Source organism: Ruegeria sp. R13_0, assembly GCF_017743995.1.
GTDB lineage: Bacteria > Pseudomonadota > Alphaproteobacteria > Rhodobacterales > Rhodobacteraceae > Ruegeria.
The window spans coordinates 105642-120766 of the sequence record NZ_JAGHRB010000003.1 but is presented as its reverse complement, the minus strand read 5'-3'; the positions used below and the strand labels follow the sequence as shown (position 1 = coordinate 120766).

15 protein-coding genes and 1 riboswitch are annotated in these 15125 nt (G+C 57.8%); of the genes, 12 read left to right on the top strand and 3 right to left on the bottom strand.

Going from position 1 to position 15125, the window contains the following annotated elements; translation table 11 throughout:
* The first annotated feature begins 26 nt into the window (after window positions 1-26).
* From J7394_RS04970 to rpsD, 7 genes are all read left to right on the top strand, one after another.
* Complete coding sequence (locus tag J7394_RS04970; RefSeq protein ID WP_371811947.1) at window positions 27-905, top strand: MurR/RpiR family transcriptional regulator; 879 nt, start codon at window positions 27-29, stop codon at window positions 903-905.
* Window positions 905-2215, top strand: a complete 1311-nt coding sequence (locus J7394_RS04965) for a glutamine synthetase family protein (RefSeq protein ID WP_209251617.1) — start codon at window positions 905-907, stop codon at window positions 2213-2215. The genes J7394_RS04970 and J7394_RS04965 overlap by 1 nt, the downstream gene beginning before the upstream one ends.
* A 114-nt stretch (window positions 2216-2329) precedes the next feature.
* Window positions 2330-2851: a GNAT family N-acetyltransferase gene (locus tag J7394_RS04960; RefSeq protein WP_209251380.1), complete on the top strand. Its 522-nt coding sequence runs from the start codon at window positions 2330-2332 to the stop codon at window positions 2849-2851.
* Window positions 2852-2970: 119 nt separating this feature from the next.
* Window positions 2971-3175, top strand: a riboswitch (cobalamin riboswitch).
* 111 nt (window positions 3176-3286) lie between these two features.
* Window positions 3287-4510, top strand: a complete 1224-nt coding sequence (locus J7394_RS04955; protein WP_209251378.1) for an aromatic ring-hydroxylating dioxygenase subunit alpha — start codon at window positions 3287-3289, stop codon at window positions 4508-4510.
* Window positions 4511-4515: 5 nt separating this feature from the next.
* Window positions 4516-5595: a hybrid-cluster NAD(P)-dependent oxidoreductase gene (locus J7394_RS04950; protein ID WP_209251377.1), complete on the top strand. Its 1080-nt coding sequence runs from the start codon at window positions 4516-4518 to the stop codon at window positions 5593-5595.
* Window positions 5596-5856: 261 nt separating this feature from the next.
* Window positions 5857-6324, top strand: coding sequence for a hypothetical protein (locus tag J7394_RS04945; protein WP_209251376.1), 468 nt, complete (start codon window positions 5857-5859; stop codon window positions 6322-6324).
* A 306-nt stretch (window positions 6325-6630) separates the two neighbouring features.
* On the top strand, window positions 6631-7251 hold the full coding sequence (rpsD, locus tag J7394_RS04940) for a 30S ribosomal protein S4 (protein WP_170374584.1): 621 nt from the start codon (window positions 6631-6633) through the stop codon (window positions 7249-7251).
* 57 nt (window positions 7252-7308) lie between these two features.
* On the opposite strand, the gene J7394_RS04935 is transcribed toward rpsD, so the two are convergent.
* Window positions 7309-8196 carry an AraC family transcriptional regulator gene (locus J7394_RS04935; protein WP_209251375.1) on the bottom strand — a complete coding sequence of 296 codons (888 nt, stop codon included), beginning with the start codon at window positions 8194-8196 and terminating at the stop codon, window positions 7309-7311.
* 161 nt (window positions 8197-8357) lie between these two features.
* Between J7394_RS04935 and J7394_RS04930 the strand changes: the two genes are divergently transcribed.
* Window positions 8358-9182, top strand: coding sequence for an SDR family oxidoreductase (locus J7394_RS04930; RefSeq protein WP_209251374.1), 825 nt, complete (start codon window positions 8358-8360; stop codon window positions 9180-9182).
* Window positions 9183-9184: 2 nt separating this feature from the next.
* On the opposite strand, the gene J7394_RS04925 is transcribed toward J7394_RS04930, so the two are convergent.
* The gene (locus J7394_RS04925; RefSeq protein ID WP_209251373.1) at window positions 9185-9646 is read right to left on the bottom strand and encodes an Lrp/AsnC family transcriptional regulator; all 462 of its coding nucleotides are present in this window, start codon (window positions 9644-9646) and stop codon (window positions 9185-9187) included.
* Between the two features lie 102 nt (window positions 9647-9748).
* On the opposite strand from J7394_RS04925, the gene J7394_RS04920 reads away from it, so the two are divergent.
* The 4 genes from J7394_RS04920 to J7394_RS04905 all read left to right on the top strand — a co-directional run bounded on the left by J7394_RS04920 (window position 9749) and on the right by J7394_RS04905 (window position 14076).
* Complete coding sequence (locus J7394_RS04920) at window positions 9749-11164, top strand: aminotransferase class V-fold PLP-dependent enzyme (RefSeq protein WP_209251372.1); 1416 nt, start codon at window positions 9749-9751, stop codon at window positions 11162-11164.
* 64 nt (window positions 11165-11228) lie between these two features.
* Window positions 11229-12314 carry a histidinol-phosphate transaminase gene (hisC, locus tag J7394_RS04915; protein WP_209251370.1) on the top strand — a complete coding sequence of 362 codons (1086 nt, stop codon included), beginning with the start codon at window positions 11229-11231 and terminating at the stop codon, window positions 12312-12314.
* The gene (locus J7394_RS04910) at window positions 12311-13231 is read left to right on the top strand and encodes a prephenate/arogenate dehydrogenase family protein (RefSeq protein WP_209251368.1); all 921 of its coding nucleotides are present in this window, start codon (window positions 12311-12313) and stop codon (window positions 13229-13231) included. Before hisC ends, J7394_RS04910 begins: the two co-directional genes overlap by 4 nt.
* On the top strand, window positions 13228-14076 hold the full coding sequence (locus J7394_RS04905; RefSeq protein WP_209251366.1) for an extensin family protein: 849 nt from the start codon (window positions 13228-13230) through the stop codon (window positions 14074-14076). The genes J7394_RS04910 and J7394_RS04905 overlap by 4 nt, the downstream gene beginning before the upstream one ends.
* Here the strand turns inward: J7394_RS04905 and J7394_RS04900 are convergent.
* On the bottom strand, window positions 14073-15080 hold the full coding sequence (locus J7394_RS04900; RefSeq protein ID WP_247748065.1) for a DUF2125 domain-containing protein: 1008 nt from the start codon (window positions 15078-15080) through the stop codon (window positions 14073-14075). The two genes, J7394_RS04905 and J7394_RS04900, sit on opposite strands and share 4 nt — an antisense overlap.
* Between the last annotated feature and the right edge of the window lie 45 nt (window positions 15081-15125).

Here is a 15125-nt window from a genome sequence, read left to right as displayed (position 1 = left end):
AATAGATTGACTGAAATTTTTATTCCATGCGATCCATTCAGATCAGGAGGTGCCGCTTGCTTGTTAGGCAGAGGATTGAAGCGAAGGCCGAAAACATGACCGCCAGCGAGCGCAAGCTGGCCGCTGCTTTGCTCAGCGACTACCCCTATGCGGGGCTGGTCACGATTCAGGAACTCGCACGGCGCGCCGAAGTCTCGGCCCCGTCGATCTCGCGGTTTGTTACCAAGATCGGATTGGGGGGCTATCAGGAATTCCAGCGTGCCTTGTTGTCCGAGTTGAAAGAGGGCCAACGCTCGCCAACCGATCTGCATGGCGAGGGCCGCAGTGTCGATGGAGGGTTCTTGCGTGATTTCATCGCGCGCGCCTCGTCTCAGATGGCGCTGTCGGCAGAAGGCATCACCGAGGCGCAGTTTCAGCGCATTTGCTCGGTACTGAGCCAGCCTAAAAGCGATGTCTATATCTTGGGCGGTCGGATCAGTGACACCATCGCGCAGCATTTGTCCTTTCACCTGCGCCAAACCCGCAGCGGCGTGTATCATCTTCCGGCCAACAATGAGGTCTGGCCGGAATACCTGCTGCGGATGAAGCCTGCGGATATCCTGTTTTTGGTCGATTTTCGCCGTTACCAACCTGCGCTGGCGCGATTGGCCGCTACTGCCGCGCAGGATCGAGGGGTTCGCGTTGTCCTCATGACGGACAAATGGCTGTCGCCCATATCCCGGCATGCGGCAGAAATCTTGCCAGTTCCAATCGAAAGCGGCACGCTCTGGGATACGTACACAGCGGCCCTTGCCGTCACCGAAGCGCTGGTGACGCGTATTGCCGAAGACAACTGGGACCAAACGAAATCCCGCATCGAAGCCTGGGATGCCATGCGATCCCACAATCAGGACCCTAACCCATGATGCCCAAAACCCCCTTGATGTTTGTCGCCACCTCAGACCTTGCCGGGAAAATGCGAGGCAAGGCCTTTCCGGCGGATCAACTGAACAAGCGGTTGCAGCGTGGGGTCGGGTGGACACCCACGAATGTTCAGATCAACTGCTTTGACGGAATTGCCGAAAGCCCGTTTGGCGCGCTGGGCGATCTTCTTCTGATCCCGGACGCCACGGCCGAGGCAAAGGTCGAGTTCGGCGAAGACTCCGGCCTGCACTTTCTTATGGGCGATATCGTCACGCTGGACGGAGACCCGTGGGACTTCTGCACGCGCAGTCTCTTGAGGGCGGCGCTGGAGCGGCTGCATAAGGTCTCAGGAGCAAATCTATTGGCTGCGTTCGAGCATGAGTTCCAGCTGAAAGATCCGCCAAGCCAGGCCAACGAAGCCTATGGTCACCGGGGCTTTGGCCTGCAGCGTGATCTGTGCGAGACCTTGATCAACGCGATTTCCCAGGTCGGTCTCAAGCCGGATTCGATCATGAAGGAATACGGCCCAAACCAATATGAGGTCGTCATCGGCCCCGAGCTGGGTGTTCGCGCGGCGGACGCGGCCATCATGGTGCGTGAACTGACCTATGCGACTGCACAGGCCTATGGCGAGCGGGCCACCTATACCCCTATTCGCGATGTCGCGAGCGTTGGGAATGGGGTCCATATCCACATGAGCTTTGTGGACGACAATGGCGCACCGCTGACCTACGCCGAAGACGGGCCTTGCGGCATGTCGGACCTGACGAGCGCTTTCGCCGCCGGAGTTCTGAAATATCTTGATGCGATCCTGGCTCTGACTGCGCCTTCGGTGATCTCATATGAACGCCTGACACCGCATCGTTGGTCTGCTGCTTTCAACAATCTGGGTTTCCGCGACCGCGAGGCTTCCTTGCGGATTTGTCCTGTGACCGCAAAAGACCCAGCCTCAATCGCGGGGCAGTTCAACATCGAATACCGTGCGGCGGATGCTGCAGCTTCGCCTCATCTGGCGCTTGCGGCGGTTGTCATGGCCGGAACGCAGGGGATCGAAGAGGGGCTACCCGCGCCCGTTCCAACTGAAGAGGATCTTTCGCTGTTGGACGTCGCAGAGCTGAAACAATGGGGGCTGGTGCGCTTGCCTCAGACCTTGGAAGACGCACTCGACCGGTTCGTTTCCAACCCGGTTGTGACCGGCTGGTTCCCCGAAGGCTTTGCCGAGGTTTACCAAGCCCACAAACAATCCGAGATCGCGACAACCGAACATCTGGACACCGACGCACGTTGCCGATTGTACGAAGAAACATATTGACCTGAGCGGCTGGTCTTGCGGAAGCTCGTCGAATGCAACCTCTGGAGCGTCGGTCGGGTAGTGTCGCGCCGTATGACGCCGCGCAGGCTGTCTAGCTCAGGATAGGGATGGAACATGAACCGTTCAGAAACCGAAGCCATCTTGAATGTGCATAGGCTGGCTTTTGGCGAAGCGGAAGGTGAAGAAATCGCTCAACTCGCCGAAGATCTCCTTGAGCATCCGGAAACGATTTCAATCAGCGTAAGGCGCATGGGGCAGATCGCGGGCAATGTCATGTTCACCCCGTTTGTCTTTGAGGATCAACCGGACGTTAAATGCTATCTTCTGGCGCCCTGCGGTGTCTCACCCGAACATCAAGGCCTAGGTGTTGGCAGAGAGATGATGGAGACCAGCATCAACCACTTGAGGTCCATTGGAACAGACGCTGTCTTCGTGTTGGGCGTGCCGACATTCTACCCCTTATTCGGGTTTGTGCCGACCGACAAAGAGACGCCATATCCGAACCTTCTGACGATCCCCGAGGCATGGATGGTGCTTGAGCTCATTGCAGGTTCGGTTGAAAAACTGGGGGGCAAAACAATTGCGATTGCGCCCTTCATGCACGCGCATCTCTGGGACACATCACAACACGGGTGAATTCCATTTTTTTGTTCTTGCCTCAAGCCGCAGCCCTGTTTCAGGTTTCCATTTCTGCTGGGCATGTCTGTTTTGTTTCTGGAAATGTCGCAAGGCTTTCAGCCGAGATTCCATCCCCGCGTAGGTTGCGTGTGTGAGGTGCTGCTGTCTGATTCTCAGGTGGCAGAGAATTGGGAAGCCGGTGCAATTCCGGCGCTGCCCCCGCAACGGTAAGGAAGGTCAGGTTCGACAGGTGACCACTGGGAGGAGGATCCCGGGAAGGTGTCGAAACCGGGCGCAAGCCCCTTTCAAGTCCGGAAACCAGCCTTGCATATATGTCAAACCGCGGGTGGCGGTGGGGGCACAAGTTTCGGACGTGATCCTCGCACGGCTCCGGACTGGCCTCTGGTGTCATCTGCCCAAGCTAAGCCGCGGGGCGCGGCAGGAGAGCCAGAAGTGAGCAACGTTCAAAGCCTGTTGGCGCGTCGAAACCCGGCCTATGCCCTTGAACAGGCGTTCTACACCGATCCAGACGTCTTTCAGGCGGATCTTGAGGCCATCCACTACCGCGACTGGCTGTTTGCCATTCCGGCATGTGAACTGGTGAAAACAGGCGACTATGTGACCTACACTGTAGGAGCATACCAAGTGATCATCGTGCGCGGCGCGGACAACCAGATCCGGGCCTTCCACAACAACTGCCGCCATCGCGGGTCGATCATCTGCAAAGCGGCCAAGGGCAACTCGCCCAAACTGGTCTGCCCCTACCACCAGTGGACCTATGAGCTTGACGGTTCATTGATATGGGCACGTGATATGGGCCCTGATTTCGACCCCAAACAACACGGGCTGAAAACCGTCCACTGCCGGGAACTGGCCGGGCTGGTCTATATCTGTCTTGCAGATGAAGCCCCCGATTTCGACACTTTCGCCAACAAAGCGCGTCCCTATCTGGAGCCGCATGATCTAAGCAACGCCAAGGTCGCCTTTGAAAGCACGATCATCGAAAAGGGCAACTGGAAGCTGGTCTGGGAAAACAACCGCGAGTGCTATCATTGCGGCGGCAACCACCCTTCGCTGTGCCGGACCTTCCCTGATGATCCCTCGGTAACCGGTATCGAAGGGGGTGAAACTCCGGCCTTCATGCAAGCTCACTTCGACCGGTGTGAGGCCGCAGGCATGCCGTCTCAGTTCTATCTGCATGATGACGGACAATACCGACTGGCGCGCATGCCGCTGAAGGAAGGGGCGGAAAGCTATACTCTGGACGGTAAATCCGCGGTGCGCCGCTTTCTTGGCCGTTCGCCCTTTGCCGATGCGGGGACGTTGCTGAAGTTCCACTATCCCAGCACGTGGAACCACTTCCTGGCCGATCATTCGATTGTCTTCCGGATCACGCCGGTCAGCCCGACCGAGACCGAAGTCACCACGAAATGGCTGGTCAACAAGGATGCGGTCGAAGGGGTCGACTATGACGTCAAGCGTCTGACCGAGGTCTGGATGGCCACCAATGACGAAGATCGCCGTGTGGTGGAAGACAACCAGATGGGCATCAACAGCCCGGCCTATGTGCCGGGACCGTATTCGGGGATTCAGGAGTCCGGTGTTTTGCAATTCACCGATTGGTATTGCAGCACTCTGGCGCGCCACCTAGCACCTGACACGATGGCGGCGGAGTGACGGAGATGAAGGACCTGAACGCTGTTGCCTCGATCTGGCAGGATAGTGAGGCGCTGGAGTGCGTCTCGGTCGTGCCCGAGGCCCCAAATACCGCCAGCTTTACGTTCCGCGCCCCGTCCGGTGCCTTGTTCGCCTACCATCCGGGTCAGTTCCTGACGCTGGAAATTCCGGCGCCGGGGCAGCCGGGTGGCGTTGTGCATCGGACCTATACGATCTCGTCATCTCCATCGCGTCCTCGGTCCATTACGATCACGGCCAAGGCGCAGCCCGACAGTATCGGCACGCGCTGGATGCTGGATAATTTGCAGCCGGGTATGCGGATGCGGGCGATTGGCCCGGCAGGTCTGTTCACCAATGCGGAGAGCGCCGCCTCTAAATATCTGTTCATCTCGGCGGGCTCGGGCATCACGCCGATGATGTCCATGACGACCTGTATGTGGGATGAAGGCCGCGATCTGGATGTTGTCTTTATCAACTGCGCCAAGCGTCCGTCCGAGATCATCTTCCGCCAACGGCTCGAGCAGATGGCAAGCCGGACGCCGGGTCTGGATCTGAAGTTCGTTGTAGAGGAAGCGGATCGTTACAGCCCTTGGACCGGCTACCAAGGTCAGTTCAACCAGTTGATGCTGGGTCTCATGGCCCCCGACTATTTGGACCGTGAGGTCTATTGCTGCGGTCCCGAGCCGTTCATGCAAGCCGTCCGGGACGCTCTGGCGGGTCTTGGCTTTGATATGGATAACTATCATCAGGAAAGCTTTGGAGCCCCGGTTGAGACCGAAGCAGATCAGCCTAATCTGGATGATGTCATACCCGACGATGACAGCGCCGCCGAGATCGTGTTTGCGACTTCGGGCGTCACCGCCAAAGTTGCCGAGACGGACACGGTTCTGGCCGCCGCACGTGCGGTCGGGTTGAACATTGCCTCGGGCTGTACGTTTGGCGTTTGCGGCACCTGCAAGGTCAAAAAGACCTCGGGTGAGGTTCATATGGTCCACAACGGCGGTATCTCCGAGGATGACATAGCGGCAGGTTACATCCTGGCGTGCTGTTCGAACCCGATCGGCAAGGTTGAAGTTGAGGTGTAGACGGGAAGTCTCAAGCTGAAACTGCGGGACGGCTACGGCCGCCTGCGGTTCCAGATTCTAAAATATTAGTATTGATCTCAGATACTTGCCGCCTCTATACGCGCTTCGGAAAGTTTGGGTGGCACAGGTTTGCTCACGAATAGTTGATTCTATTCGGCAACATTCACGTGATTGCTCAAATTCTGTCTCTTTTCCGCCGGAATCTCCCCTGATAAAGCGGGTTGAGTACTGGGTGGGGTGTTGATAAGTGCGAGCAGGTATATGAGAGCCGGATATAACGGTCGTGTAGCCATTTCATGGAATCAAACTGAGCTTGATGGGCTTGAGGCAGCGCCTTTGGCCTTTTTGGCGGTCGGGTCCGCTTGGTCTTGGCGTGGTCAGGCGCTGGTGTTGGGCGAAGAGGCAGAACAAAGTCTTGAGCAACTGGGACATATGGGTTCTACCGCTATGCGCACCCGCGACGTGTTCTCAGCCCCGCAAGATATCTCGGGCGAGTATTGCGGTACGGTCACATTGACCAATGGGGCGCAACGCTTTTCGGCAGACTTGGTTATCACCGATGACGAACAATGGCCGACTCTGGTGTTCAAAACTGGCTGTCCGCCTCGGGATCAGGAATTCTGGATCAGCGAAGTAACGCATGCCGGTGCTGACCTGCAGAGCGTACCGCAGCCGACCGCAAAGGTGGTGGCCTTTCCAGGAAAACCCGTGCCGGGTTACTTTTCATAGGTTTGGTTACCTGGCTGGCGTTGAACCCGCTGGCCTAAAAACCCTTCAAGAAATTTGAGCAGGGCCGTCGGGACGTGTTGACTCTGACAGTTCTGCAGATATAAGCGCAGCTTCATTGGTGTTGGTGGCCCCCGCAAGGGGATGCCTGTCATGGGGGAAACCTCAAGAGGACAACGCCCTTTATAACCCGGCACCACGCCTGGTCTGAACTGAACTGCCCGGTCCGAGCGGAGACGCTATTTCGGACCGAAAAGTGGGAACCGGTTTTCGGATCAAGCTGAAATGCCACTTTAAAGGAGATCAGCCGTGACCAAACGCACGTCTGCCAAGTACAAAATCGACCGCCGGATGGGCGAAAACATCTGGGGTCGTCCGAAATCCCCGGTCAACCGTCGTGAATATGGCCCCGGCCAGCACGGCCAGCGCCGCAAGGGCAAACTGTCGGACTTCGGTCTGCAGCTGCGCGCCAAGCAGAAGCTGAAAGGCTACTATGGCGACCTGACTGAGAAGCAATTCCGTCGCATCTACGCCGAAGCTGAGCGTGTAAAAGGCGACACCGGTGAAAACCTGATCGGTCTGCTGGAGCGCCGTCTGGACGCCGTTGTCTACCGCGCCAAGTTCGTACCGACGGTCTTTGCTGCACGTCAGTTCGTGAACCACGGCCACGTCAAAGTGAACGGCAAGCGGGTCAACATCCCGTCCTACCGTGTCAAAGAAGGCGACGTGATCGAAGTGCGTGACAAGTCCAAGCAACTGGCTGTTGTTCTGGAAGCTGTTGCTCTGGCCGAGCGTGATGTTCCTGACTACATCGACGCCGACCACTCGAAAATGACCGCGACCTTCGTACGCGCACCGGGCCTGAGCGATGTGCCTTACCCGGTCATGATGGAACCGAACCTGGTTGTCGAATTCTACGCGAAGAACTAATCTTCGCGAGCACCCGAGATTAAAAAGGCCGCGCTTTCAGCGCGGCCTTTTTAGTTTCTAAGCTATGCATTTTGACCCGATGTCCTGACGAGGTGGCACTCCGAATTTGCGCGAGTATTCCCGACTAAACTGGGTCGGGCTTTCATAGCCAACCTCAAAAGCCGTCTGAGATACACTCAGCGAACCGTGCGACAATAGCCTGCGGGCTTCTAGCAGCCTGAGGTCTTTTTGGTACTGCAGTGGAGAGGTGGCTGTTACCGTTTTGAAATGGGCGTGAAAGGCAGAAACGCTCATTCCAGCGCTTTGTGCCAGATCGCAGACGGGCAGGGCTGTTCGAAAATCCGCGCGAATGATGTCTATTGCGCGCGCGATACGGCTGGCGGCGCTATCGCGCCAAAGCATTTGCCGCAGCATGCCACCGTGATCTGCTTGCAGCAGTCGGTAGTGGATTTCACGGCTGATCATCGGTGCGAGAATTTTTGCATCTGTGGGGTTTTGACTGGCGTGAAACAGGCGAGCCATAGCGTCAATCAGATCGGGCGAAGCTTTTGACGCAGCAAGGCTTTGGACTGTTTCAATTTCAGCAGGTTCTGAGCCAACAGAGTCGTAGAGACCACGTAAGATGGACAAGTCCAACGAGAATACGAGGCCGACATAGGGCTTTTCCCGACTTGCTTCGGTGACAGCGGCCAAAACCGGAAGGGAATGGCTGACGATCAGAGAGTCGCCTGCTCCGAAGTGAACAAGGCGATCGCCGATACGTGTTTCTTTCTTCCCCTGTAGAACTAGGCAGACAATCGGTTCATACACCTGTGCTTCGATTGATTTCGTTTTGACATCATGAAGCAAACCAAAACCGTCCAGTGCAGTGGGGTAGAAAGCAGCATCTTCTGCCTGTCCGCCCACAGCTTCGCAGATTTTTTCAACTAAATCATGTTGTGTCATGGTATCCCCACTGCCTCATTCAGCATATTTTGCGCAAGAGGTCAGTGCTAGCCAGAATCCTAACGGCCAGAGAATTAGGCAGATATTGAGGAGAATTCGGCAGGCGTATCGCAGTTTTCTAACCTATCTAGTGGTCAGGCTAACAATTGCGGAGAATGACCATGGCACAGACTATCCTCATAACTGGCGCTTCATCTGGTATTGGCAGAGTTACGGCCGAACTGTTTCATAGGCAGGGCTGGAACGTCATTGCCACAATGCGGAACCCCAGCAAGGAAGCCGAGTTGACGCAACTTGAGAATGTTCTGGTCACACGTCTTGACGTCACCGACGAGGGTTCAATTGCGACCGCAGTTGCAGAAGGGATTGAGCGTTTTGGTCAGATTGACGTTCTCTTGAACAACGCGGGATACGGCGCTTACGGCCCGCTAGAAGCCTTCCCGATGGAGCGTATCCGGCGGCAATTCGATACCAATGTGATCGGGTTGTTGGCTGTGACAAAAGCCGTTCTGCCGCATCTGCGCGCAAATGGTTCGGGCTGTATCGTCAATATCTCGTCCATTGGTGGACAAATTACCTTCCCCCTTGGAACGCTTTATCACGGCACAAAATTCGCGGTTGAAGGCCTGTCAGAGTCTCTGCACTACGAGCTTGCTGCGGCAGGTATCAAGGTCAAGATTGTCGAGCCTGGTCTGATTGCTACCGATTTTGGTGGCCGCTCGTTTGATTTCGTCAATGACGAGAGCATGGCCGAGTATCAACCTGTCGTGCAGGCCTTGTTCAGCACGTGGGGCTCGGAAGAAATGGCAGCGCGAACGTCGCCGCCAAGTGTTGTCGCCGATGTCATTTTGACCGCCGTGACGGACGACACTGACACTTTGCGCTATCGGGCCGGCGAAGACGCTGTTGAATTCCTCGACAATCGCAAGGCTCTGGACGACGCAACTTTTATCGGCGGCATGAAAACGATGCTTGGGTTGGCCTGAGTTCAGATCGGAAGTGGTCGCCCTTCAGCGATCGCTTCCATCGCAAAATATGAGGTCACGCTGTCCAGTTCTACTTTCTCGATCAGGCGTTGGTAGACCTTGTCATATGAGGCCATATCCTGGGTCACGACTTTCAGTTGATAGTCATAGTCACCGCCGATCCGATGGAAATCCACAACCTCGGGAATGGTCAGAACATGGCGGCGAAACGCTTGCAGCCACTCGGCTGAGTGATGGCGGGTGCGCAGCATGACGAAAACCACGAGGTTCAGCCCCAAAGTCTCGCGCGCAATGCGGGCGGTTGACCCGATCAGAACCCCGTTTTCATTCAGCGCTTTCAACCTGCGCCAACACGCGTTCTGGGACAGCCCGACCCGATCGGCCAACTCGCGCTGCGAAAGGGTGGCGTCTTTTTGAAGCTCTCTCAGGATGTGAGTGTCTATATGATCTAAATTTTGGCCCATACCTAATCATATGACACAAAATTTATGATTTCTACGCAAAGAACGATTATGTTTCCACAGTTTGGATGGATCACATTGGACCTACAGTAAGGAGCCAATGCTATGACCCTGTCCAAATTTCGTGCGGATCTCTGTTCCACCACTCACAATTCCCACCTGCGCGACGGGCTGATCGGAGAGAATGCTCTGATACCGGGTCTGCAGGGGGACGTGCCGCTTGTCTATGCGGATTACGTTGCTTCGGGTCGCGCGTTGCGACAGGTCGAAGACTTTGTGGCCGATCACGTGTTGCCATTTTATGCCAACAGCCACACCGAGGCCTCCTTCTGCGGGTCCTACATGACCCGTCTGCGTCGCGAAGCGCGTGACGAGATAGCCCGCCTTGTTGGCGCGAGGGGAGAAGACGCGGTGATCTTTACCGGGTCCGGTGCCACGGCGGGGCTCAACCGGTTGGTCAGTCTGCTCGGGGTGGCGGAAGCTGATCAACCGGTTGTCCTAATCGGTCCGTACGAGCATCACTCGAACATCTTACCATGGCGCGAGAGCAAGGCTCTGGTGGTCGAGATTCCGGAATCGGCGGAAGGGGGCATTGATCTGCGCGCGCTGCAGGAGGCGTTGGACACGCACGCTGATGCGGATCTGTTGATCGGGTCATTTTCGGCCGCGTCCAATGTGACGGGGATCATCACCGATCCCGATCCGGTGACGCGTTTGCTCAAGTCTTATGGCGCTTTGGCCGTTTGGGACTATGCCGGGGGCGGGCCTTACCTGCCGATGGACATGGGGCCTGCGGAAGCGCGCAAAGATGCGATCGTGGTGTCTCCGCACAAGTTTCCGGGAGGGCCGGGGGCGTCGGGCGTGCTGGTCGTGAACCAGAGTGTTGTACAGCGTCGTTGCCCCAGCTGGCCGGGCGGAGGGACGGTGAGTTTCGTCTCGCCTTGGCGCCACGATTACAGCGAAAACCTGTCAACGCGAGAGGAGGCGGGAACGCCCAATGTGATCGGTGATATCCGCGCGGCACTTGCCTTCATCGTCAAGGATGTCGTCGGAACGGATGAGATCGCCCGCCGCGAGGCGCAATACAACCAAATGGCGCTGGAGAAATGGAAGGACAATCCAAACCTGACCTTGCTTGGGGTGGAAAACGCACATCGCCTGCCGATCTTTTCCTTCCTCGTGCGCGACAATGCAGGGCAGCCGGTGCATCAGCAACTGTTCACGCGGATGCTAAGCGACATATACGGCATTCAGGCGCGCGGAGGATGCGCCTGTGCCGGGCCATATGCGCATCGGCTTCTGGGCATAGATCGAGCCGCGTCAGAGGAATTGCACGCCGCTCTGTCCGCCGGTGAAGAGATGAAAAAGCCCGGATGGGTGCGCCTGAACTTCTCGTATCTGATGCGCGAGGAAACGGTCCAGTTCATCATCGACAGCGTCAATGACCTGTCCCGCCGGACCGAAGAATTCGCGCCGTTCTACGATGCCGACCCGGCGACTGCGCGCTTCAAAGCCGCATGATGGAATTGCTGCTTTTCTGAACGCGTTGAGACAGGTATGAGAGGCCCAATAAACGGAGCCTCTCATGACCAAGATTACCCCTCAACCCGGCATTATGGACATCGCGCTGTATCAAGGCGGCCAGTCGCATGTGGCGGGTGTTGAGCATGTGATCAAACTGAGCTCCAACGAAAACCCGTTTGGCCCCAGCCCCAAAGCGATTGAGGCGGTGCGCGACAGCGCCGCCACCTTGCATCGCTATCCCAGCACCGACCACGCCAGCCTGCGCAATGCGGTCGGCGCGCGTCATGGTCTGGACCCGGCGCGGATCATCTGCGGTGTGGGCAGTGACGAAGTATTGCAATTCATCGCTCAGGCCTATGCAGGGCCGGGGGATGAGGTGGTTTATACGGAACATGGGTTCTCGATGTATCCGATTATTGCTCGGATGGCGGGTGCCACGCCGGTCATGGTGGCCGAGCGCGAGCGCAAGGTTGACGTGGATGCCATTTTGGCGGCCGTAAACGCGCAGACGCGGATCGTGTTTGTCACCAACCCCGGCAATCCGACCTCAACCATGATCTCGCAGCAGGAACTGGAACGTTTAGCGCAGGGTCTGCCGGATAGCTGCCTGATGGTCATTGATGGGGCCTATGCCGAGTTTGTCGACGGTTTCGACGGCGGTGCGTCTCTGGTGGATGCCCATGAGAACGTGGTCATGACCCGGACCTTTTCAAAGGTGTATGGGCTGGGCGGGATGCGCGTGGGCTGGGGCTATGCGCATCAGTCGATCATCGACGTGCTGAACCGGGTGCGCCAACCGTTCAACCTGTCTTTGACCGCGCTGGCTGCGGCCGAAGCAGCTGTAAATGATGTCGACTTCCTGTCCTTCTGTCAGGCTGAAAACGCGCGCCTGAGGGTATGGCTGTCGGATGAGCTGGCCAAGATCGGTGTCCCGTCCGACCCGTCTTTCACCAACTTCATCCTCGCGCGCTTTGCCGATCAGGCCGAGGCTGAGGCTTGCGATGACTACCTCAAGTCGCAGGGTTTGATTGTGCGGCGCGTTGCGGGCTACAACCTGCCAAACGCGCTGCGGATCACCGTGGGCGATGAGGAAGCCTGCCGCCGTGTCGTCGCGGCCATCACCGCATTCAAAGAGGGCGCAGCATGAGCCAGATTTACGACCGTGTTGCGCTGATCGGGCTGGGCCTGATCGCCTCATCCATGTTCTGGGCCATCAAACGCGCAGGTCTGGCTGGTGAAGTCACCGGCTATGCACGCTCCGAGGCCACCCGCGACACAGCTCGCAGTATCGGCTTGTGTGATCGGGTCTGCGACACCGCGCAAGAGGCGGTCGAGGGCGCGGATCTGGTCGTCCTCTGTGTGCCGGTTGGCGCTATGGGCGCGGTCGCACAGGACATCGCCCCAATGCTGAAGCCGGGGGCAACGGTGACGGATGTCGGCTCGGTCAAACGTAGCGTGATCGAGGCCGTATCGCCTCATATCCCCGAAGGCGTCCATTTCATCCCGGCGCACCCTTTGGCCGGGACCGAGCATTCGGGGCCTGAGGCCGGGTTCGCCGAGCTCTATGACAATCGCTGGTGTTTGCTGGTGCCGGTCGAGGGATCCGACCCCGAGGCCATCGCCCAGTTGCGGGCCTTGTGGGAAGGCATGGGGGCCAATGTCGATGAGATGGACGCGGACCATCATGATCTGGTTCTGGCCGTGACCTCTCATGCGCCGCACCTGATTGCCTATACGATGGTCGGTGTTGCCGATGACTTGCGTCGGGTGACAGATAGCGAAGTCATCAAATACTCGGCTGCGGGCTTTCGGGATTTCACCCGTATCGCGGCCTCGGACCCAACCATGTGGCGCGACGTGTTCCTGACCAACAAGGACGCGACGCTTGAGATTTTGGGTCGTTTCACCGAAGAGCTTTTCGCCCTGCAGCGTGCAATCCGCACCGGGGACGGAGAGCATCTGTTCGACTATTTCACCCGCACCCGTGCGATCCGGCGTGGGATTATTGATGCGGGTCAGGATACTGATGCGCCGGACTTTGGCCGGGGGAAGGCAGGGTCATGAAACAGGTTTTGCGATACGCGTTTGTTGCCGCGCTTTGGGCCACATCCACCCACGCCGCCGCGCCCGAGCAATCCCTGTATCCCGTTGCGCGCCCCAGCACAGCCGTTGAACCTGCTGGCATCGTCGCGATCTCCAGCCGGGCAGCAACACCTCTGACCATACCAAACCTACGCCCCGAAACACGACCCGAGTCGCCTCAGCTGATCGCCGTAGCAGCGCGCCCGGCGGATTTGCCTTTGCTGGGGCCTGATACCTCTTTGATGCCTTACCTCAGACCCAAATCATTGGAGCAGGAGGTGCTTTTCAAGAAGCGCAAGCTGCGCAAAGGCTCGGTCTGCGGTGATATCGCGATACAGGGCAAGCCTGTCGGGCGTGTCTCTAGCAAAACCAAGGCTTGCGGAGTCAAAGATGCGGTCCAGATCACCTCCGTCTCGGGAGTGACGCTGAGCCGGGCTTCGACGATGGATTGCGGCACGGCCATCGCGTTGAACAAATGGGTCGACAAAACCGTCAAACCGACGTTCAAACGCCGTGGCCCGGTGGTCCAACTGCAGGTTGCCGCACACTATGCCTGCCGGACGCGCAACAACCAAAAAGGCGCGCGAGTCTCTGAGCATGGCAAAGGTCGTGCCATTGATATTTCTGGCTTTGTCATGGCGGATGGAGAGGTCGTGACCGTTCTGAAAGGTTGGCGCAAGAACCCCTCGCAAAAGCAACTCAAGAAGATCTGGCGCGGGGCTTGCGGGCCGTTTGGCACCGTGTTGGGACCCAATTCAGACAGGTATCATCGGGACCATTTTCACCTGGATACGGCGCGGTATCGCACCGGGTCCTATTGCCGTTAACGCAGGATCAGACGTGGGGCTGGGCCAAGAGGCAGCGGCCCCAGAGCCACGAACCCGTCGCGAAAATTCAGTTGCAGGTCCAGCGCGTTCGGGTTGCCGCCCAGTCCGGCCAGAAAGTTGAGCGCGCGGGTCACCGGGTCGACGGCTTGATCGGGCAGGGCGCCGGCGGCATTCGCCATTGCGATCATGTCGCGCCAATTCTCGGCCTTGATTGCAATCTCTCCGGTTGGGATGCCCTGTGTGTCTACATCCAACTCACCGGCGGCAAACAGGCGCAACTCGCCCCATTTGACCTCGGCCAGATTCAGATCAATGGCGACGGGCTGAGGGCGGCTGTCCTCTAGCGCGGTCCGGTCCCAAGGCTTGTCGAACGTAGTTAGCATATCCAACTGCAACGTCTCGAACCGCTGGGGCAGCGAGGTCGCGGATTGCATCAGTGCACGCAAATCCTCACCGGGGGTGAACCCGTCAATTTGCGCCGTGATGGCATAGGCTTCGGGCGCAGTGGTCTGCTCCATGATAACGCTGAGGGTACCACCGCCCGCCAGCGCCTCATTGTCTTCGCTGATCAGCCATGGACCAGCGGTCAGGGCCATCTTCTCTAGCACCAAGGCAACACCGGGTTGCAATTCCAACTGGGCCTGCAAAGCCTTGGCCTGGATCGTCGCGGTCTGGTCGAAATAGGATAGGCGCTGAGGTGTATCGGCAAAGCTGAGGGTTTGCCGACCGGGCCAGATTGCGGGGCTTTGAAACTCGATCCAATCGGCGCTCCAGGCGGTGCCGTTGACTGGATCGGCCAGCGCCGGGTTGTTTAAGCGGGTGGTGTGATGTGTCGGGTAGCCCGCCGTTTCAACGCCTGAGAATTCGGCTTGCCAGCCGCGCGCCTGCTGGGCATCGAACCAGCTGGTGATCGCATTGCGCAGACCATAGCCCGCGATGAACCAATAGGCGCTCCATGCGATGGCGATAAAAATGAACACTCGTATCAGACGGCGCATGAGCATTGGCCCTTTTTCCTGCCTTGGATTTGATGTTTATAGGCCCAAACG

Coding starts and splice junctions, on each gene's coding strand:
- J7394_RS04970 (WP_371811947.1), top strand. CDS start 27: ATGCGATCCATTCAGATCAGGAGGTGCCGCTTGCTTGTTAGGCAGAGG.
- J7394_RS04965 (WP_209251617.1), top strand. CDS start 905: ATGCCCAAAACCCCCTTGATGTTTGTCGCCACCTCAGACCTTGCCGGG.
- J7394_RS04960 (WP_209251380.1), top strand. CDS start 2,330: ATGAACCGTTCAGAAACCGAAGCCATCTTGAATGTGCATAGGCTGGCT.
- J7394_RS04950 (WP_209251377.1), top strand. CDS start 4,516: ATGAAGGACCTGAACGCTGTTGCCTCGATCTGGCAGGATAGTGAGGCG.
- J7394_RS04945 (WP_209251376.1), top strand. CDS start 5,857: ATGAGAGCCGGATATAACGGTCGTGTAGCCATTTCATGGAATCAAACT.
- J7394_RS04935 (WP_209251375.1), bottom strand. CDS start 8,196: ATGACACAACATGATTTAGTTGAAAAAATCTGCGAAGCTGTGGGCGGA.
- J7394_RS04930 (WP_209251374.1), top strand. CDS start 8,358: ATGGCACAGACTATCCTCATAACTGGCGCTTCATCTGGTATTGGCAGA.
- J7394_RS04925 (WP_209251373.1), bottom strand. CDS start 9,646: ATGGGCCAAAATTTAGATCATATAGACACTCACATCCTGAGAGAGCTT.
- J7394_RS04920 (WP_209251372.1), top strand. CDS start 9,749: ATGACCCTGTCCAAATTTCGTGCGGATCTCTGTTCCACCACTCACAAT.
- hisC (WP_209251370.1), top strand. CDS start 11,229: ATGACCAAGATTACCCCTCAACCCGGCATTATGGACATCGCGCTGTAT.
- J7394_RS04910 (WP_209251368.1), top strand. CDS start 12,311: ATGAGCCAGATTTACGACCGTGTTGCGCTGATCGGGCTGGGCCTGATC.
- J7394_RS04905 (WP_209251366.1), top strand. CDS start 13,228: ATGAAACAGGTTTTGCGATACGCGTTTGTTGCCGCGCTTTGGGCCACA.
- J7394_RS04900 (WP_247748065.1), bottom strand. CDS start 15,080: ATGCTCATGCGCCGTCTGATACGAGTGTTCATTTTTATCGCCATCGCA.